19 protein-coding genes are annotated in these 15,571 nt (G+C 68.0%); 6 read left to right on the forward strand and 13 right to left on the reverse strand.

All coding sequences use genetic code 11. The annotated features are described in order from the left end of the window. Window positions 1-15 precede the first annotated feature (15 nt). The 4 genes from CP976_RS16925 to CP976_RS16940 all read right to left on the reverse strand — a co-directional run bounded on the left by CP976_RS16925 (window position 16) and on the right by CP976_RS16940 (window position 1,859). Window positions 16-639, reverse strand: a complete 624-nt coding sequence (locus tag CP976_RS16925) for a restriction endonuclease subunit S domain-containing protein (protein ID WP_150481130.1) — start codon at window positions 637-639, stop codon at window positions 16-18. Between the two features lie 63 nt (window positions 640-702). Then, window positions 703-1,050: a hypothetical protein gene (locus CP976_RS16930; RefSeq protein WP_150481131.1), complete on the reverse strand. Its 348-nt coding sequence runs from the start codon at window positions 1,048-1,050 to the stop codon at window positions 703-705. A 344-nt stretch (window positions 1,051-1,394) separates the two neighbouring features. Beyond that, window positions 1,395-1,634 carry a hypothetical protein gene (locus CP976_RS16935; protein ID WP_150481132.1) on the reverse strand — a complete coding sequence of 80 codons (240 nt, stop codon included), beginning with the start codon at window positions 1,632-1,634 and terminating at the stop codon, window positions 1,395-1,397. 33 nt (window positions 1,635-1,667) lie between these two features. Beyond that, window positions 1,668-1,859 (reverse strand): hypothetical protein, encoded by a 192-nt coding sequence (locus CP976_RS16940; protein ID WP_150481133.1) that lies wholly within the window; start codon window positions 1,857-1,859, stop codon window positions 1,668-1,670. Window positions 1,860-2,148: 289 nt separating this feature from the next. On the opposite strand from CP976_RS16940, the gene CP976_RS16945 reads away from it, so the two are divergent. Further along, a complete protein-coding gene (locus tag CP976_RS16945) occupies window positions 2,149-2,592 on the forward strand; it encodes a type II toxin-antitoxin system PemK/MazF family toxin (RefSeq protein ID WP_150481134.1) in 444 nt (147 codons plus the stop codon). A 491-nt stretch (window positions 2,593-3,083) separates the two neighbouring features. On the opposite strand, the gene CP976_RS16950 is transcribed toward CP976_RS16945, so the two are convergent. From CP976_RS16950 to clpS, 7 genes are all read right to left on the reverse strand, one after another. Beyond that, entirely contained in the window at window positions 3,084-4,034 is a 951-nt protein-coding gene (locus CP976_RS16950; protein ID WP_150481135.1) for a PLP-dependent cysteine synthase family protein, read from the reverse strand. Window positions 4,035-4,040: 6 nt separating this feature from the next. Further along, window positions 4,041-4,319 (reverse strand): MoaD/ThiS family protein, encoded by a 279-nt coding sequence (locus tag CP976_RS16955; RefSeq protein WP_150481136.1) that lies wholly within the window; start codon window positions 4,317-4,319, stop codon window positions 4,041-4,043. A gap of 113 nt (window positions 4,320-4,432) precedes the next feature. Then, window positions 4,433-4,528 (reverse strand): putative leader peptide, encoded by a 96-nt coding sequence (locus tag CP976_RS44495; RefSeq protein ID WP_317926516.1) that lies wholly within the window; start codon window positions 4,526-4,528, stop codon window positions 4,433-4,435. Window positions 4,529-4,638: 110 nt separating this feature from the next. After that, window positions 4,639-5,061, reverse strand: coding sequence for a M67 family metallopeptidase (locus tag CP976_RS16965; protein ID WP_086844176.1), 423 nt, complete (start codon window positions 5,059-5,061; stop codon window positions 4,639-4,641). 153 nt (window positions 5,062-5,214) lie between these two features. After that, window positions 5,215-6,639, reverse strand: coding sequence for an amino acid permease (locus CP976_RS16970; RefSeq protein ID WP_150481138.1), 1,425 nt, complete (start codon window positions 6,637-6,639; stop codon window positions 5,215-5,217). 341 nt (window positions 6,640-6,980) lie between these two features. Beyond that, entirely contained in the window at window positions 6,981-7,595 is a 615-nt protein-coding gene (locus tag CP976_RS16975; RefSeq protein ID WP_150481139.1) for a DUF2017 domain-containing protein, read from the reverse strand. 32 nt (window positions 7,596-7,627) lie between these two features. Further along, window positions 7,628-7,945: an ATP-dependent Clp protease adapter ClpS gene (gene clpS, locus CP976_RS16980; RefSeq protein ID WP_086844182.1), complete on the reverse strand. Its 318-nt coding sequence runs from the start codon at window positions 7,943-7,945 to the stop codon at window positions 7,628-7,630. A gap of 97 nt (window positions 7,946-8,042) precedes the next feature. On the opposite strand from clpS, the gene CP976_RS16985 reads away from it, so the two are divergent. The 4 genes from CP976_RS16985 (at window position 8,043) to CP976_RS17000 (ending at window position 11,873) form a co-directional block, all read left to right on the forward strand. Beyond that, entirely contained in the window at window positions 8,043-9,389 is a 1,347-nt protein-coding gene (locus tag CP976_RS16985) for a nicotinate phosphoribosyltransferase (RefSeq protein ID WP_150481140.1), read from the forward strand. A 115-nt stretch (window positions 9,390-9,504) separates the two neighbouring features. Then, window positions 9,505-10,092 (forward strand): isochorismatase family protein, encoded by a 588-nt coding sequence (locus CP976_RS16990; RefSeq protein ID WP_150481141.1) that lies wholly within the window; start codon window positions 9,505-9,507, stop codon window positions 10,090-10,092. A 351-nt stretch (window positions 10,093-10,443) separates the two neighbouring features. Continuing rightward, window positions 10,444-11,055: a zinc metalloprotease gene (locus CP976_RS16995; protein ID WP_150481142.1), complete on the forward strand. Its 612-nt coding sequence runs from the start codon at window positions 10,444-10,446 to the stop codon at window positions 11,053-11,055. 17 nt (window positions 11,056-11,072) lie between these two features. Then, the gene (locus tag CP976_RS17000) at window positions 11,073-11,873 is read left to right on the forward strand and encodes a hypothetical protein (protein ID WP_150481143.1); all 801 of its coding nucleotides are present in this window, start codon (window positions 11,073-11,075) and stop codon (window positions 11,871-11,873) included. 100 nt (window positions 11,874-11,973) lie between these two features. On the opposite strand, the gene CP976_RS17005 is transcribed toward CP976_RS17000, so the two are convergent. Continuing rightward, window positions 11,974-12,315, reverse strand: a complete 342-nt coding sequence (locus tag CP976_RS17005; protein WP_150481144.1) for a hypothetical protein — start codon at window positions 12,313-12,315, stop codon at window positions 11,974-11,976. Window positions 12,316-12,449: 134 nt separating this feature from the next. Beyond that, the gene (locus tag CP976_RS17010) at window positions 12,450-14,807 is read right to left on the reverse strand and encodes an immune inhibitor A domain-containing protein (protein WP_150481145.1); all 2,358 of its coding nucleotides are present in this window, start codon (window positions 14,805-14,807) and stop codon (window positions 12,450-12,452) included. A gap of 435 nt (window positions 14,808-15,242) precedes the next feature. Between CP976_RS17010 and CP976_RS17015 the strand changes: the two genes are divergently transcribed. Further along, window positions 15,243-15,527 (forward strand): hypothetical protein, encoded by a 285-nt coding sequence (locus CP976_RS17015; RefSeq protein ID WP_150485374.1) that lies wholly within the window; start codon window positions 15,243-15,245, stop codon window positions 15,525-15,527. Window positions 15,528-15,571 lie beyond the last annotated feature (44 nt).

The raw sequence follows: 15,571 nt of genomic DNA on the forward strand, positions 1-15,571 counted from the left end.
TGACAACAACGGGACTTATAGTCCCGTAGATGGACCGTCGAATGCGTCACTAAGCAAGTCTGTCAGCAGACCCAGCTGAAATGCTTCGTACTTGGCGATCAGTTGTCTCTGTGCGCTGATCTGGGCGCCGGCGTTGTTCATCGCGCTGACGACTACTCGCTGCCGTTCGAGATCTGGCAAGAAGACCATAGTTGTGGCCAGCGTCCGGGACGTGAGGGTCTCGACAGCCTGCCCACGATTCGCCTGCGAAGTGATCCACTCATGGATCAGCGGATGCCCAAGGTAGTGGAGGAGGTACTCGGGCAAGATCGCGCCTGTCAGGGGCCTGATCCTCAGACACGCGGCACCGAACAGCCAGTTGGCTTCGGTCGGACCGACCACGGCCCGGCGCCCCAGCGCTCCCTGCCGCACGTAGATCATGTCACCTTCCTGCAGCTGGAAACGCACAAGGTTGGCTGCGATCCCTGGAGGGACTCGCTTGATGTTGCGTGCATCAACACTGTGTTCGATGGTGAGATCTGGTGGCGAGACTACGGGAACGCCATCGATGGCAGTGGACAGACCCTCCAACTGCTGCCCTGACGGACCGGAAATGATCTCGCACAGGTCAGCCAGCCGTTGCGTTTGCGGCAAGGTCACGTCAGCCCTCCTCCCGCTAGGCGCGACGACTCCGCGGGCTGAGCAAGGGGCTGGGCGATTGAACTAGCCACCGACGATCTCGCCGATCTGGCGGAGCTGTTCTTGAGCTCCGGCGTCATTGATGCTGCGCAGAGCCTCATCGCCCTTTGGTGTGGGACTAAGCACCGCCTTGACGACGTCGGCGATCGGACTGCCAAGGAGGTACAGGCGGACCTGATCGTGTTGACTGGAAGGCAGTTCGCCGGGGAAGTGGCCCATACCATGTGATTCCAGACTGCGCGAGATGGCCTCGCGAACCTGAATGCCCAGGCGGCCAGCGCCCTCAATGTCGCGCAGGATACCCATAGCGACAGTTCGCAGCCCCCTGCTTGCCGTGAGCGACTCGCGAAGCTCCTCGTAGTTGACGTCCACCCCTACCCCTCCGCATGCCTTGAAGGCACAGCAGTGTCGCCGGCGGCGGGGGACCCGGCCTCGCGCGCCTCGTCTGAACTCGGCAGCACGTTAGTACCGCCACTCTCAAAGGTGCAACTTCATAGGGCTCTATGAAGTTGAGTGCAGCACTGCGGTCTCGTGTGACGAGGCGCAGAAGCCTGTCAGTCGGCTGATCAACAACTTCGGGCCCGCCGTGACGAAGCAAGCGACCGTTCGTCAGCGAGCGGTGCACTTGGAGCGTGCACTGTGAGCCCCCTGGACCGGGAAGGCAACAAGATCGCCCCGGATGTTCCCGAGCGTGGCAACTGGCCCGAGTTCGACTGTCACTGTTCTTCGGCGCTCCCTCCCTGCTCTAACGAGCCTGACCCCGGCTGATCGTCCGCGCCGTCGTCCAGCCGTCCGATGTCACGGCAGACGGACACCACCATCCTGCACTTCTCGATCAGATCGAGAGCCTCCTCGGGCGGCATGGTCTCGCAGTAATCGCGTATCTCGGCCAGGATCTTCGCCAGCTTGGGATCGATCTCCTCCGCGAACGCGAGTTCTTCGTCGTCGCTGGCCATGGTGATCACTTCTTCGCTCAGAGGACGCAGCGCTCACTCCCGGAGATAGGGCCGATGCCAGTGCCGTTCACTGAGGACCTTGGTCCACTCAGCAGGAAGCCGCTCCCGCCTGCCGTCAGGGAGCTCGTCCAGCGTGGGGCGGGGTCCCTCGATGATCTTCGCGACCTCCTGCGGGTCGCGCCGGACGGGCAGGCCGAGGTGATGGGCGATGGTGCGGAGGATCATCGTGATCGGCTTCTTCGGGGTTGTGATTCCAGTGTGCGCCCCGCTCCGGGCATCCAGCCGAGGGCACATCGAGGGCACATCGGTGCGGGAATCGCCGCGAAACCGCGAGAACCACTGAGAGGCGTTTCCGCAGGTCAGCGGCCGTTCCTCGACATCCGCGCAGCTCACAGAAGTGCCCGAAGCAGTTGTGGGCGAACTCACCTGTGGTGTCACCGGTTCGGCTGGCAGGGCGCGGCGTGATCCTTGTGAGGGGGGCGCGTGGGAGGGACGGCGCCGGTACCGTCTCAGTATGGACACGTCCTGGTGGCTGGCGCTCGCCGCGGTGGTACTGCTCGCGCTCGTCGCCACGCTCGTCGACGGCTGGGGTCGGCGGTCGTCGGCGCGGCGGGGCCGGACGGCGGCTGCTACGGCCACGGTGGCGGGCCTGCCGCAGCCGGCGGAGATCTGGTGGGCGGACGTCCCCTACGAGGACGAGGCCCGCACGAAGGACCGGCCCTGCCTGGTGCTGGCGGTGCGCGGGGAACGGGCGACCGTCGCGAAGATCACCACCCGCTTCCGGCACGAGCGCACCGGCGTGATCCCCCTCCCCCCGGGCTCGGTCGGCGACACCCAGGGCCGCGCGAGCTTCCTGGAGACGGACGAACTGAGGGAGGTCCCGGTGTGGGGCTTCCGCCGCCGGGTCGGAGTGGTGGACCCGGCACTGTGGGACCAGGTCCGGTACCTGGCCGGCTGAGAGCCGGCACTCCTTGTACGGCGTCCCCGCGGGCACTTGCCGCGGGACCGGGTGCGACTGCCGACGGCGAGGACCGGGATCCGGGTCGGTGGCCGGGCACGACGACCGAGGCCCGGACGGGTCGGCCCGGCACAAAGCCGGGACCCGGACGGGTGACCGGGCGCGACGACCGAGGCCCGGGCAGGTCGGCCGAGCGCGAGCAGCCGGGCGCGACGAGCGCGCCGCCTCGCGCCGACGCCCGGGCCGTGAGCCCGGCCGCCTGCCGGCACCCTCGTCACGGCCATGGGAACAGCGGGTGCGGCACCAGCGCGGCAGCGATGACCGCGGTCGGCTTCCGGCGGGCCCGCCCGGCTGCCAGGGGCGGTTCAGCAAGTCGGACCAGGCGCCGGGCTGGCTGTCGCCGGGACTGCGGGCTGGAGATGCAGAAAGGCCGGAAACGCAGAAGGGCCGGAGTCCTCACTCCGGCCCTTCTCCTCTGGTCCGCCGTCGGGTTACGCCCAGAGTTGCCCCTGGAGCGTCTCGATGGCCTCCTCCGTCGTGGTCGCCGTGTAGACGCCCGTCGACAGGTACTTCCAGCCGCCGTCGGCGACGACGAAGACGATGTCGGCCGGCTCGCCGGCCTTGACGGCCTTCTTGCCCACGCCGAGCGCGGCGTGCAGCGCGGCGCCCGTGGAGACGCCGGCGAAGATGCCCTCCTGCTGGAGCAGCTCGCGGGTGCGGGTCACCGCGTCCGCCGAGCCGACCGAGAAGCGGCTGGTGAGGACCGACGCGTCGTACAGCTCGGGGACGAAGCCCTCGTCGAGGTTGCGCAGGCCGTAGACCAGGTCGTCGTAGCGCGGTTCGGCCGCGACGATCTGGACGTCCGGCTTGTTCTCGCGCAGGTAGCGGCCCACACCCATGAGCGTGCCGGTGGTGCCGAGGCCCGCCACGAAGTGGGTGACGGAGGGCAGGTCCGCGAGGATCTCGGGGCCCGTCGTCGCGTAGTGGGCGCCCGCGTTGTCCGGGTTGCCGTACTGGTAGAGCATCACCCAGTCCGGGTGCTCGGCCGAGAGCTCCTTGGCCACGCGCACGGCGGTGTTGGAGCCGCCCGCGGCCGGGGAGGGGATGATCTCGGCGCCCCACATGGCCAGCAGGTCGCGCCGTTCCTGCGAGGTGTTCTCCGGCATCACGCAGACGATGCGGTAGCCCTTGAGTTTCGCCGCCATGGCCAGGGAGATGCCGGTGTTGCCCGACGTGGGCTCGAGGATCGTGCAGCCCGGGGTCAGGCGGCCGTCCTTCTCCGCCTGCTCGATCATGTGCAGGGCCGGGCGGTCCTTGACCGACCCGGTCGGGTTGCGGTCCTCCAGCTTCGCCCAGATACGGACGTCGGCGGACGGCGACAGCCGCGGCAGGCGCACCAGGGGGGTGTTGCCGACCGCGGCCAGGGGTGAGTCGTATCGCATCGGTGATCAGACCATGCCGCCGGCCACGGCCGGCAGGATCGTGACGTTGTCGCCGTCCGTCAGCTTGGTGTTGATGCCGTCGAGGAAGCGCACGTCCTCGTCGTTCAGGTAGACGTTGACGAAGCGGCGCAGCTGGTCGCCGTCCACGATGCGGGCCTGGATGCCGGCGTGCCGCGACTCGAGGTCGGCGAACAGCTCGGCGAGGGTGTCACCGCTGCCCTCCACCGCCTTCTGACCGTCGGTGTACTGGCGGAGGATGGTCGGGATGCGGACCTCGATGGCCATGGCTCAGGGCTCCTGTCGGGAGTAGTCAGTCGGGCGCGCGGCAGCGCAGAAACGGCGGGGTGGTGCGTGTGTGCAGCGCCGCGGCTCACGGCCGTACGGCGGCAGGGGTCGCGTCAACAGATGGCGCTGGCGAGCCTGCACAGGTCGACGTGCAGCCGCGCCACGAGCAGCGTGCCCGGCGTCTTGTCGCTCACGTCGTGGAAAACCATGCGCTCATCGTATCGATTCCCGGTCCGGGTTCTGGAATGTGATCCCATATCGCGGACGATTTCGGGCCGGAGGGTGAGACCGCCCTGTTCAGCCCCTCGTCCAGGCCCGCTCAGTACGCTTCGACGATCTCGACCTCCTCCTCCGTGACCTCGCCCTCGACGATCCGGAACGAGCGGAACTGGAACTCGCCGGCCCCGTCGGTGTCGGCCGTGGAGACGAGGACGTAGTGCGCGCCGGGCTCGTTCGCGTACGAGATGTCGGTGCGGGAGGGGTAGGCCTCGGTCGCCGTGTGGGAGTGGTAGATCACCACCGGCTCCTCGTCACGGTCGTCCATCTCGCGGTACAGCTTGAGCAGGTCGCCGGAGTCGAACTCGTAGAACGTGGGCGACATGGCCGCGTTGAGCATCGGGATGAAGCGCTCGGGGCGGTCCGAGCCCGCCGGACCCGCCACGACGCCGCACGCCTCGTCGGGGTGGTCCTTGCGCGCGTGGGCGACGATCTGGTCGACGAGGGCCTGGGTGATGGTCAGCATGTTCGTCAGGATAAGCAGAAGGGCCGTTCCGTACCGATGGCTGGTACGGAACGGCCCACATGCCGGACGCCCTGAGCGGCAGCCGCAGGGGGTGCCACGAGTACTCCCTGCGGCTGGGCGTCCTGGCTGGTTCGCAGCCGGTCTCTCTGGAACTCAGCCGACCTTCTCGAACTCCGCGTCGCGGCGCTCGGCGATCTGCGGGTTGCGGCTCTTGAGGACCGCCCAGCCGATACCCAGGGCGACGGCCCAGCCGGCCGCGACGTACAGGCAGATCCGCGCGTCCTTGTCGTACGCGATCATGAAGGTCACGCCGATGAGGAAGAGGAGCGCGACCCAGCTGAAGAGCGCGCCGCCGGGGGCGGGGAAGGACGAGGCGCGCAGCCGGCCCGCGTCGACCGCGGCGCGGTAGCGGATGTGGCTGACGAGGATCATCATCCAGGTCCAGATGCCGGCCGCGGTGGCGACGGAGGTGACGTAGAGGAACGCCTTCTCCGGGACGACGTAGTTCAGGACGACGCCGATGCCCATGAGCGCCACGGAGACCGTGATGCCGACGGCGGGCGTCTTGCGGGCGTTGAGCTTGCCGAACGCCTGCGGCGCCTCGCTGTTGGAGGCCAGGTCGCGCAGCATCCGGCCGGTCGAGTACATGCCCGAGTTGCAGGACGACAGGGCCGCGGTGAGCACCACGAAGTTGACGATGCCCGCGGCGAGCGGGATGCCGATCTCACCGAAGGCGTGGACGAACGGGCTCTCGCCGGCGGAGAACTCGGTCCACTTGACCACGGAGAGGATCACCAGCAGCGCGCCGACGTAGAAGACGATGATGCGCCAGGGCAGGGTGTTGATGGCCTTGGGCAGGGTCTTCTCGGGGTTCTCGGACTCGCCCGCGGTGACGCCGACGAGCTCGACGGCGAGGTAGGCGAACATGACGCCCTGGAGCGTCATCAGGCTGGAGCCGATGCCGTTCGGGAAGAAGCCGTCGTGCGACCAGAGGTTGGAGACGGTGGCGGTGTCACCGGCGTCGGAGAAGCCGAGGGTGAGCACGCCGAGACCGATGACGATCATGCCGATGATGGCCGTGACCTTGATCATCGAGAACCAGAACTCGACCTCGCCGAAGATCTTGACGGAGATCAGGTTGACGCCGAAGAGCACCACCAGGAACACCAGGGCGCTGACCCACTGCGGGATCTCCGGGAACCAGAAGTGGATGTAGATCGCGGCGGCCGTGAGTTCGGCCATGCCGGTGACCACCCACATGAGCCAGTACGTCCAGCCCGTGACGAACCCGAAGAACGGGCCGAGGAATTCGCGGGCGTACTCGGCGAAGGAGCCGGAGACGGGCCGGTAGAGGAGCAGTTCGCCCAGCGCCCGCATGATGAAGAAGATGACTACGCCCGCGAGGGCGTACATGAGGATGATGCTGGGGCCGGCCTTGGCGATGTTCGCTCCGGCACCCATGAACAGGCCGACGCCGATGGCGCCGCCGATCGCGATCATCTGGACCTGGCGACTGCCGAGTCCGCGCTCGTACCCCTCTTCAGGGACGTTTTCCGTGTCGACCTGCGCAGAGGTCATGTGTGGTGCGCCTTTCTCCATGCCGACCCGGACCTTCGTCGGCCTCGGATCGGGTCTCGATCCCCCCGGATAAATGGAGCGGTGCCTGGCCGGCGGTTACCGGCTCGGTGGCGCACCCGGCCGAACATTCGGGTGGTGTCGGCCGGGCGGTCGTGAAGATTTATCACGGCCGCAATACTGATCACAGAGGCGGGATGTGGCGCACCGCACAGGGAAACCGGACAAAGCGCACCCGAAAGAGGCCATAGGAGGCGGGTGCGGTGACGGGATCGTTATCCGGATTTGAGTGTCCTCTGAGCGAACACGAAGCGGCCATCCGATGGTCACAGAACCTGCACGGATCAGGGCATAAGGGTTCCGACCAGCGTCTCCTGGAGTCCACCCAGCCACAGGTAGGCCATCACCATCGGCTTGCGCGGGTCCTCGTCCGGGAGGCGGTAGAGGAGGTCGGTGTCCTCCTCGTCGGTGATCTCCAGCCGCGAGCCGATCGCGAGCCGCAGGTCGTTCAGGGCCGACAGCCACCGCTGGGACTCCTCCACCGACAGCTTCAGCACCGCGCCGCCCTCGCCGGCCGAGGCGGAGACCGAGGAGAGCGCGTCCAGGGAGCGGATCACCGCGAGGGCGTTGTCCCGCTTGCCGGCCCGCAGGTCGTTCTCGGTGTAGCGGCGGAACTCGGCGGAGTAGGCCCGCCGCTCCTCGGCGTCCCGCGCCGAGGCGGGCTGCTCGGGATCGCTGTAGGCGTCCGGGAAGAGCCGCTTGAGCACCGGGTCGGCGGGCGGCTCGCTCGGGCCGTCCGCGAACAGCTCGGCGAGCGGGTCGTCGGAGGCGTCCTCGGCGGGGCCGGGGCCGATGAGCTCCAGGAGCTGGACGGCCAGCGACCGGATGATGGAGATCTCGACGTCGTCGAGGGCGACGGCCGCGCCGCCGCCGGGAAGCGGTTCGAAGGTTCCGGGCATGAACGCCTTTTCGCTGCTGGGCGGGGAGCTGGCTACTTGCGGTCCTGCTGGAGGGTGGCCCACAGGCCGTAGCCGTGCATGGCCTGCACGTCGCGTTCCATCTCCTCGCGGCTGCCGCTGGAGACGACCGCCCGGCCCTTGTGGTGGACATCGAGCATGAGCTTGGTGGCCTTGTCCTTGGAGTAGCCGAAGTACGTCTGGAAGACGTACGTCACATAGCTCATGAGGTTGACCGGGTCGTTGTGGACGATGGTGACCCAGGGGAGGTCGGGCTCCGGTACGGCGAAAACCTCCTCCGCCGACTCGGTCCGTTCGATCTCCAGGGGCGCGGGTGACGTCACACAGCCCATGCTGCCACCCGAGGGGGGTACTCGCACAAATGGGCCTGGAAGCCGGGGGTCTTGATGTAAATCGTCAAACTGACGAAATGGGGGTACGATCCCGCTCATGAACACAGCGGACCTTGGGCTGCCGGTGGATGTTCCCTCGACGGCGCTCTTCACGGACCAGTACGAGCTGACGATGCTGCGGGGCGCCCTGGAGGCGGGCACGGCCGAGCGGCGGAGCGTGTTCGAGGTCTTCACCCGGCGGCTGCCGAACGGGCGCCGCTACGGCGTCGTGGCGGGCACCGGGCGGGTGCTGGACGCGGTGGAGAACTTCCGCTTCGACGCGGGCGTCCTCGACTTCCTGCGCGAGCGCGAGATCGCCGACGCCAAGACCCTGGAGTGGCTCGCCGGCTACCGCTTCAGCGGGGACGTCTGGGGCTACCCCGAGGGCGAGGTGTACTTCCCGGGCTCGCCGATCATGCGGGTCGAGGGCACCTTCGCCGAGTGTGTGCTGCTGGAGACCGTGATCCTGTCGATCCTCAACCACGACTCGGCGATCGCCGCGGCCGCCTCGCGCATGTCGTCGGCCGCCGGGGACCGGCCGCTGATCGAGATGGGCGCCCGGCGCACGCACGAGCTGGCGGCGGTGGCGGCGTCCCGGGCCGCGTACGTGGGCGGTTTCGCGACCACCTCGGACCTGGCCGCCGGGTTCCGCTACGGCATCCCCACCGTCGGCACCTCCGCCCACGCCTTCACCCTGCTGCACGACAGCGAGCGGGACGCCTTCCAGGCCCAGGTGAACACGCTGGGGCGGGGCACGACGCTGCTGGTGGACACGTACGACGTCGCCGAGGCGGTCCGCACGGCCGTCGAGGTCGCCGGGACCGGGCTCGGGGCCGTGCGGATCGACTCCGGCGACCTGCTGCTGGTGGCGCACCGGGTGCGGCAGCAGCTCGACGAGCTAGGGGCGACCGACACGAAGATCATCGTGACCTCGGACCTGGACGAGTACGCGATCGCGTCGCTGGCGGCGGCGCCCGTGGACGCGTACGGCGTGGGTACGCAGCTGGTGACCGGGTCCGGGCACCCGACGTCCTCGATGGTCTACAAGCTGGTCGCACGGGCCGAGTCGGCGGACCCGGACGCGCCGCTGGTGCCGGTGGCGAAGAAGTCCAGCGGGGGCAAGACGTCCGTGGGCGGGCGCAAGTGGGCCGCGCGGCGGCTGGACTCCTACGGCGTCGCCGAGGCCGAGGTGATCGGCACCGGGCCGGTGCCGGCGGATCTGGCCGACCGGCAGCTGCTCGTGGAGCTGGTCAAGGGCGGCGAGGTCGTCGCCCGGGAACCGCTGGACACGGCGCGGGACCGGCACGCGGCGGCGCGAGCGGGGCTCCCGATGTCGGCCACGCAGCTCTCGCGCGGGGAGCCCGTCATTCCGACGGAGTACGCGCACGGAGCCTCGGGTAGCTAATTGCGGTGTGCCGCGATGCGCCGAGCCGTGCCCCCTCCCGTCTTCTCCTCCATGTCAATAGGCTCGGAAGTTCACCGGCCGGGCTTGCCGACCTCATAGCCGAAGGACACCGACCATGCGCCGCGCCTTGATCGTCGTAGACGTGCAGAACGACTTCTGCGAGGGGGGCAGCCTCGCGGTGGCCGGCGGTGCCGATGTGGCTGCCGCCGTCACCGAACTGATCGGCCAGGCGGCCGGGTCGGGCTACCAGCACGTCGTGGCCACCCGCGATCACCACATCGCCCCCGGCGGTCACTTCTCCACCCATCCCGACTACGTCCGCTCCTGGCCCGCGCACTGCGTGGCCGGCACGGAGGGCGTCGGCTTCCATCCGAACTTCGCCCCCGCCGTCGCGTCCGGTTCCATCGACGCCGTCTTCGACAAGGGCGCGTACGCGGCGGCGTACAGCGGCTTCGAGGGCACGGACGAGAACGGCGCGAAACTCGCCGACTGGCTCCGCTCCCGCGAGGTCACCGAGGTCGACGTGGTCGGCATCGCCACGGACCACTGCGTGAAGGCCACCGCGCTGGACGCCGTACGGGAGGGCTTCCGTACGCAGGTGCTGCTGGACCTGACCGCGGGGGTGGCCGAGGAGACCACGGAGCGGGCTGTCGAGGAGATGCGCGAGGCCGGGGTCGAGCTTTCGGGCAAGCCCGTCGTCTAAACCTCACAGGTCGGCCGGGCAAGGCACCTCAGGGTGTTTTGCCCGGCTTTTTTCATGCATTGTTCTGAGCTTTCGCCCCTTTTTGCGGAGCCTTATTGCCCCATCTTCACAAGTGGATTATTTGCATTCCGGATCACCTTCCGACCCGGACCGCCGTGACTTCTTCCCGAATTATTCATGGCCATAAAGTGAAGGAGCTGTGTACTATCTGCGCAGCCAGGGGGACGGGGGAAGATCGTCAGCCGTACGAGAAATCCGGCTTCTACAGGAGCGCCCGAAATGGCGCCGTTCCTCGAGCATTCACATCCGCAATACATAGGTTTCTTCGAGGACTGTTCAGGAGTCACATCGATGGCGACAGCTCTACGGACGCGCGGCAAGCGCAGACAATCGGCACACATACGCCTGCTGCAGGTCTTCCTGCTGTGCACCGGTTTTCTCGCCGCGCACTTCACCACGGCCGCTCCCGCGCAGGCGTACACGCACCTGTGCGGCTCGTTCTGGGGCGTGGGCGGCAACGACCCGATCTCGTACCGCTACTACGACGTGAGCAGCACCTACTACAACGCCTTCAACAGCGCCCAGGGCCGCTGGGACGACACCAGCGCACCGGGCTTCTTCCGGTACGAGAAGAGCAACGGCGACCCCCAGATCGAGGTGCGCGACAAGTCCTACGCCTGGAGCGACTGGGCGCGCGCCACGTGGAAGGGCTGCACCGCCGGCTACTGGCTTTACGACGAGGTCCAGATCTCCTTCAACACGCGCACCATGGGGGGCCTGTCCGCCCGCGAGAAGAAGATCGTGGCCGAGCACGAACTGGGCCACGCCTACGGTCTCAACCACGTCTCCCTCACCTGCTCCAACCCCGGCCCGGCCGTCATGCGCCAGGGCACCGGGAAGTTCGGCTGCGGCGGCGACGGGCCCTGGTACGACGACGTCCAGGGCGTCAAGGCCAAGTACTGACAGCGAGCGAGGAAAACATGAAGAAGACCATGCGCGTGCCCGCCGCAGCCGTCGGCCTGGCCCTCGCCTGCCTCACCGCCTGCTCGGGCCCCGGGTCGTCGTCGTCCCAGGGCGCCGGCCAGGACCACGTGGAGGCGGACTACGCCCAGTACGCCAGCGCCGAGGAGGTCACCACCGTCTCGGACATCGCCATTACCGGCGCCGTGCTGAGCGTGCAGACCAAGGAGTGCGACGAAGGCGGCGAGCCCACCACCGAGCCGACCATCGACCCGACGGCGGCGGACAGCGTCGACACCAACCCTGACCCGTCGGCCAGCACCGTGCCCGACCCCACGGCGACTCCGTCCGGGATCGCGGGCGACCCTCCGGGCGACGCCCAGTGCATGCCGATGGTGTTCCTGAAGGTGCGGGTCTCGGGAATGATGAAGCGCGGCTTCGGCGTCACCGAGGGTGACGAGATCGTCGTCGGCAACATCGACACCGACGCCGTGTCGATGGAGGGCACCACGCCGATCAGCGTGGGCAAGCAGTACGCCCTCTACCTGACGCAGCTCGCCGCAGGGGACCACCCGGGCATCACCTCGGTGCCCACGTTCTGGATCCCCGTCGGCGGCAACCAGGGCGTGTTCGTGCTCGGCAAGGGCAGCGTCCAGCCGGCCTCTTCCAACATCGTGGCGCTGACCGCCGCCGAGGCCGAGAAGGTGCGCAAGAGCTCGGGCGGGACCCGCCCGGGCAAGTTCACCACGACGGTCGCCGACCTGAAGAAGGCGGCCGCGGTGGCCGCCGCCAAGGAGAGCGCCAAGCAACGCAAGAAGTAGCGCGGACGCCGGGCGGCCGGCGAGAGCGCCGGCAGCGGCCGGTCCAGAGAAGCGGCCCGGACGCGGGTCACCGCCACAGTCGCGGTGGCCCGCGGCGTCGCTACGTCTGGGCCGTAGGGCGCCTCAGGAGGGCTCTGATCGGACGCCACAGTTCCAGGACGAGGTCCGGGCCCACGACACCGTTGTCAGGGGCCGTGCGCCATATCAGGCCGTCGGGGTGGTGGAGGACCGCCGTGATCTCGTCGGGGGTCGGTGGGGCAGCGTTGCCGCGCAGGTAGACCGACCGCAGGCCGAGGTTGCGAAGCCTGGTCAGGGCTCGGGCCCGGTTCACGGAGTGGACGAGGACGCGGACGGCGCCGGGGCCGTCGGCAGCGGGGCTGGGCAGGTTCAGCGCCACCACCACGGTGCCGTTCGGCAGCTTGCAGAAACCTCCTGCGGCCATGCGGTCATACCCCCGTGTCGGTCGGTGTGTCGGTCGGTGTCAATAAGAGAACCACAGGACGCACCTAAACACGGATCGGCGGTGACCCGCCAGGGGGTCACCGCCGATCATGCTCTGACCTGGGGAAACGCTATTTACTTCGCCGCGGGGCCTACTTCGAGCTCGATCGTCGAGCCGTTCTTGGCCTCCTTGATGATCTTGATCTTGGTGTTGGTGTCAGTGATCTTGACGCCGCCGGTCTTGTTCGCCTCGTCGTAGTAGGTGTTCACCCGGTCGTTGAAGACCGACACCCCCTTCGACGACGGGATGCGCGTCGCGACGTCCGCGTTGTGCAGCTCGATGCCGTCCGTGCGGTACAGGCTGAACGGCGAGTCGTAGGACTGGATGCGGTTGCGCATCAGCGTGCCGTCGGTCCACTTCATCGCCTTGGGGTGCGAGTCGACCGGCAGCAGCAGACCCGTGCCCGGGTGGACGCTGGTGTTGTTGTCCGCCTGGGAGGTGTCCCACTTCCAGATCAACAGACCGTTCTGGTACGGGTAGTGCTCCACCCAGTCCGGACGGGTCTTGGTGAAGCCGAAGTTGTACGGGCCGACCTTGAGGGTCTTGTCGTACGACACGTACTGGCGGTTCTCCGCGATGTAGTACTGCGCGTAGTCCTTGGTGAAGGACGCGCCCATGCGGGAGAAGCCGCTGGCCTTCCAGGCCGCGTCCGCGGACTCGGCGTCGTCGGAGAAGACCGGGGCGCCGTCGGCGGTCACCGTGATGCGGTCGGCCGTGAAGCCCTTCTGGGCCACGCCGCCGTCGGTCTGGTAGCGGAAGCGCAGGTCGATCTTCTTGCCCGCGTAGGCGTCCAGCGGGAACGCCAGCTTCTTGTGCGCGCCGGACGTGCCGGTCAGGACCGGCTTGTCGCTGCCGTCGCGCGGGAGCGGCTGGCCGTCCACCGTGCCCTCGAGCGCGGTCCAGTTGGCGCCGCCGTCGGTCGACACCTCGGTGTAGAGGTAGTCGTAGTTGGCCTCGATGTCGTACCAGCCGTCGAGGGTCAGGGACGCCGACTTCTTGCCGGTGAGGTCGACCGAACGGGCCAGCGTGTTCTTGAGGTTGTCGCCGCTGCCGCTCCACCACTGGTTCGCGCCCTGGGCGGGCTCGACGATCTCGGTGGTGACCTTCTTCTTCGGCAGCTCGACCACGAGGGCCTGCTTGTGCTTCGTGTTGTACTCGGCGAGACCCAGCTTGTGCCACGAGTTCGTCGCGGCCTTCGCGGTGTCGTACTTGAGCCAGCCGAGCTGGAGCTTGTCCCAGGCGGTCATGTCGCCGGGCAGGTCACCGATCTCGTTCTTGCCGGTGCCCAGCCAGGAGCCGGAGGACATCAGGGTCCAGAAGCCGGTGGAGTTCTCGCCGTCACCGGTGGTGTCGTAGTGGTCCGGCAGGCCGAGGTCGTGGCCGTACTCGTGGGCGTAGACGCCGAGTCCGCCGTTCTCCGGCTGGACGGTGTAGTCGCCGACCCAGATGCCGGTGTCGCCGATCTTCGCGCCGCCGAGCTTGTTGTCCGCGGGGCCGGTGGCGCCGGCGTCGGTGCCGAAGGCGTACCAGCGGTGGGCCCAGATCGCGTCCTCGCCCTGCGCGCCGCCGCCCGCGGACTCGTCCTCACCGGCGTGGACGACCTGGAAGTGGTCGATGTAGCCGTCCGACTCGTTGAAGTCGCCGTCGCCGTCGAAGTCGTAGCGGTCCCACTGGTCGTACTGCTTGACGTCCGCCTTGATCTCGGCGTCGGTCTTCCCAGCCGCCTTCTGCTGGGAGACCCACGCGTTCAGACCGTCGCTGACGACGTTCCACACGCTCGGGCAGTTCTTGTCACCGCAGGCGTTGTTGCCGTAACGGGCCTCGTTGTAGGGGACCTTGACCCAGTCGGAGACCTCGCCCTCGACCGAGTAACGGCCGGAGGACTGCTTCTCGTAGTACTTCTTCACCGACTCGGTCTTCTTGCCGGTGCCGAAGTAGAGGTCCTGGAAGTACTCCCGGTCGTAGTCCGCCCGCCAGGCCGTGGAGTTGTCCTTCTTGCGGTCCGGCTTGGCTATCTGGTTGTGCAGCGGGCCGGGCGTGCCGCCGAACTCGCTGACCTTGTCGCCGAACTCGACCAGGATGGTGAAGATCTTGTCGGTCTTCTCGCGGCCGAGCTCGACGTACTTGCTGTCGCCCTTCTTGCTCTTGAGCTGGACGACCTTCGAGCCGTCACGGTTCTTGACCGTGTTCTTGCCGGATATGACCTGCCTCAGGGCCTCCTGGCGCTGGGCCTCCTGGGTCTTGCTCAGCGGGCCTTCGAGGTCGTGCTCGCCGTGGTGGCGATCCGCCGGGTCGTGCCGGTCCACGGTGGTGGACCTGGGAGCGGAGGTGTCGTCGGCCTGGGCCACGCCGTATGCGGAAACGGTGGCCGTGGCCGCCGCGAGCGCAACGCCGATGGCCGCCGCTCTGAACGTCCAGGGTCTACTGGTCACTTGAGTTCCTCCCCCGCGTTCGTGCGCGCGGAGGAAGGGGTCTGGTGTGAAGGGGTCCGCGCGCGCGTGATCAACGCGTGTAGTCAAGTGACGACATTTGACTAGAGGTTTAGAAGAAAAGACAGATCTTGACTTGGACAGGTCAAGTGCACTATGCGGAGTGGAAGTTCGTTTTACGGACAACCAAGCCGGTTCCCGGGCGGCGATGTCCGCCGCCCCGCAGGCACGTGCCACCGTCCGGTGGGCGCGCGCATATGTCCACTACGTGGACGCCATGACTCCGTGCGCCCCCTGTGCTCCGGCCCTGTTGATTAGGTCACGCTTACCGTTCGTTCCACTCGGGCACCCTGCCGATTAGAGTCGATTGGCGGAACGCCCGGAAGCTGGCGGAATGCCAGGCCGACACCCCCGTGGACCCCCACTTTCGAGGACATGATGGCCATGCCCCGTCCGACTGCCGCACAGCTCGCCTACGGTTCCTGCACCGTGATCTTCTCGACCCTCGCCATGCTGCTGCTGTCACAGACGAGTTCGGCCGTGGGGATCGCGATCACCGCCGTCGCGGCGCTCGCCCTCGGGCTGCTGGTCGCCATGACGGTGCCGCTGTCCGGGAAGCGCCCGGCGGCGGTGGAACAGCCCGCGCCCGAGGAACCCGTACGGGCCTCGGTTCCCGCACCGGCCCCGACTCCGCAACCGGTGCGCGAGCGGGCGGTCTCCTGACCGCCCGCTGACCCTTTCTTACCTCCGGTTGAGGCGTCCGTGCC

The sequence above is a fragment of the Streptomyces coeruleorubidus genome (assembly GCF_008705135.1).
Lineage (GTDB): Bacteria > Actinomycetota > Actinomycetes > Streptomycetales > Streptomycetaceae > Streptomyces > Streptomyces coeruleofuscus.

What these genes read in the sequence shown, in the direction of transcription:
- CP976_RS16935 (WP_150481132.1), bottom strand. Translation starts at nt 1,634, where the DNA reads ATGGCCAGCGACGACGAAGAACTCGCGTTCGCGGAGGAGATCGATCCC.
- CP976_RS16940 (WP_150481133.1), bottom strand. Translation starts at nt 1,859, where the DNA reads ATGATCCTCCGCACCATCGCCCATCACCTCGGCCTGCCCGTCCGGCGC.
- CP976_RS16945 (WP_150481134.1), top strand. Translation starts at nt 2,149, where the DNA reads ATGGACACGTCCTGGTGGCTGGCGCTCGCCGCGGTGGTACTGCTCGCG.
- CP976_RS16950 (WP_150481135.1), bottom strand. Translation starts at nt 4,034, where the DNA reads ATGCGATACGACTCACCCCTGGCCGCGGTCGGCAACACCCCCCTGGTG.
- CP976_RS16955 (WP_150481136.1), bottom strand. Translation starts at nt 4,319, where the DNA reads ATGGCCATCGAGGTCCGCATCCCGACCATCCTCCGCCAGTACACCGAC.
- CP976_RS44495 (WP_317926516.1), bottom strand. Translation starts at nt 4,528, where the DNA reads ATGGTTTTCCACGACGTGAGCGACAAGACGCCGGGCACGCTGCTCGTG.
- CP976_RS16965 (WP_086844176.1), bottom strand. Translation starts at nt 5,061, where the DNA reads ATGCTGACCATCACCCAGGCCCTCGTCGACCAGATCGTCGCCCACGCG.
- CP976_RS16970 (WP_150481138.1), bottom strand. Translation starts at nt 6,639, where the DNA reads ATGACCTCTGCGCAGGTCGACACGGAAAACGTCCCTGAAGAGGGGTAC.
- CP976_RS16975 (WP_150481139.1), bottom strand. Translation starts at nt 7,595, where the DNA reads ATGCCCGGAACCTTCGAACCGCTTCCCGGCGGCGGCGCGGCCGTCGCC.
- clpS (WP_086844182.1), bottom strand. Translation starts at nt 7,945, where the DNA reads ATGGGCTGTGTGACGTCACCCGCGCCCCTGGAGATCGAACGGACCGAG.
- CP976_RS16985 (WP_150481140.1), top strand. Translation starts at nt 8,043, where the DNA reads ATGAACACAGCGGACCTTGGGCTGCCGGTGGATGTTCCCTCGACGGCG.
- CP976_RS16990 (WP_150481141.1), top strand. Translation starts at nt 9,505, where the DNA reads ATGCGCCGCGCCTTGATCGTCGTAGACGTGCAGAACGACTTCTGCGAG.
- CP976_RS16995 (WP_150481142.1), top strand. Translation starts at nt 10,444, where the DNA reads ATGGCGACAGCTCTACGGACGCGCGGCAAGCGCAGACAATCGGCACAC.
- CP976_RS17000 (WP_150481143.1), top strand. Translation starts at nt 11,073, where the DNA reads ATGAAGAAGACCATGCGCGTGCCCGCCGCAGCCGTCGGCCTGGCCCTC.
- CP976_RS17005 (WP_150481144.1), bottom strand. Translation starts at nt 12,315, where the DNA reads ATGGCCGCAGGAGGTTTCTGCAAGCTGCCGAACGGCACCGTGGTGGTG.
- CP976_RS17015 (WP_150485374.1), top strand. Translation starts at nt 15,243, where the DNA reads ATGGCCATGCCCCGTCCGACTGCCGCACAGCTCGCCTACGGTTCCTGC.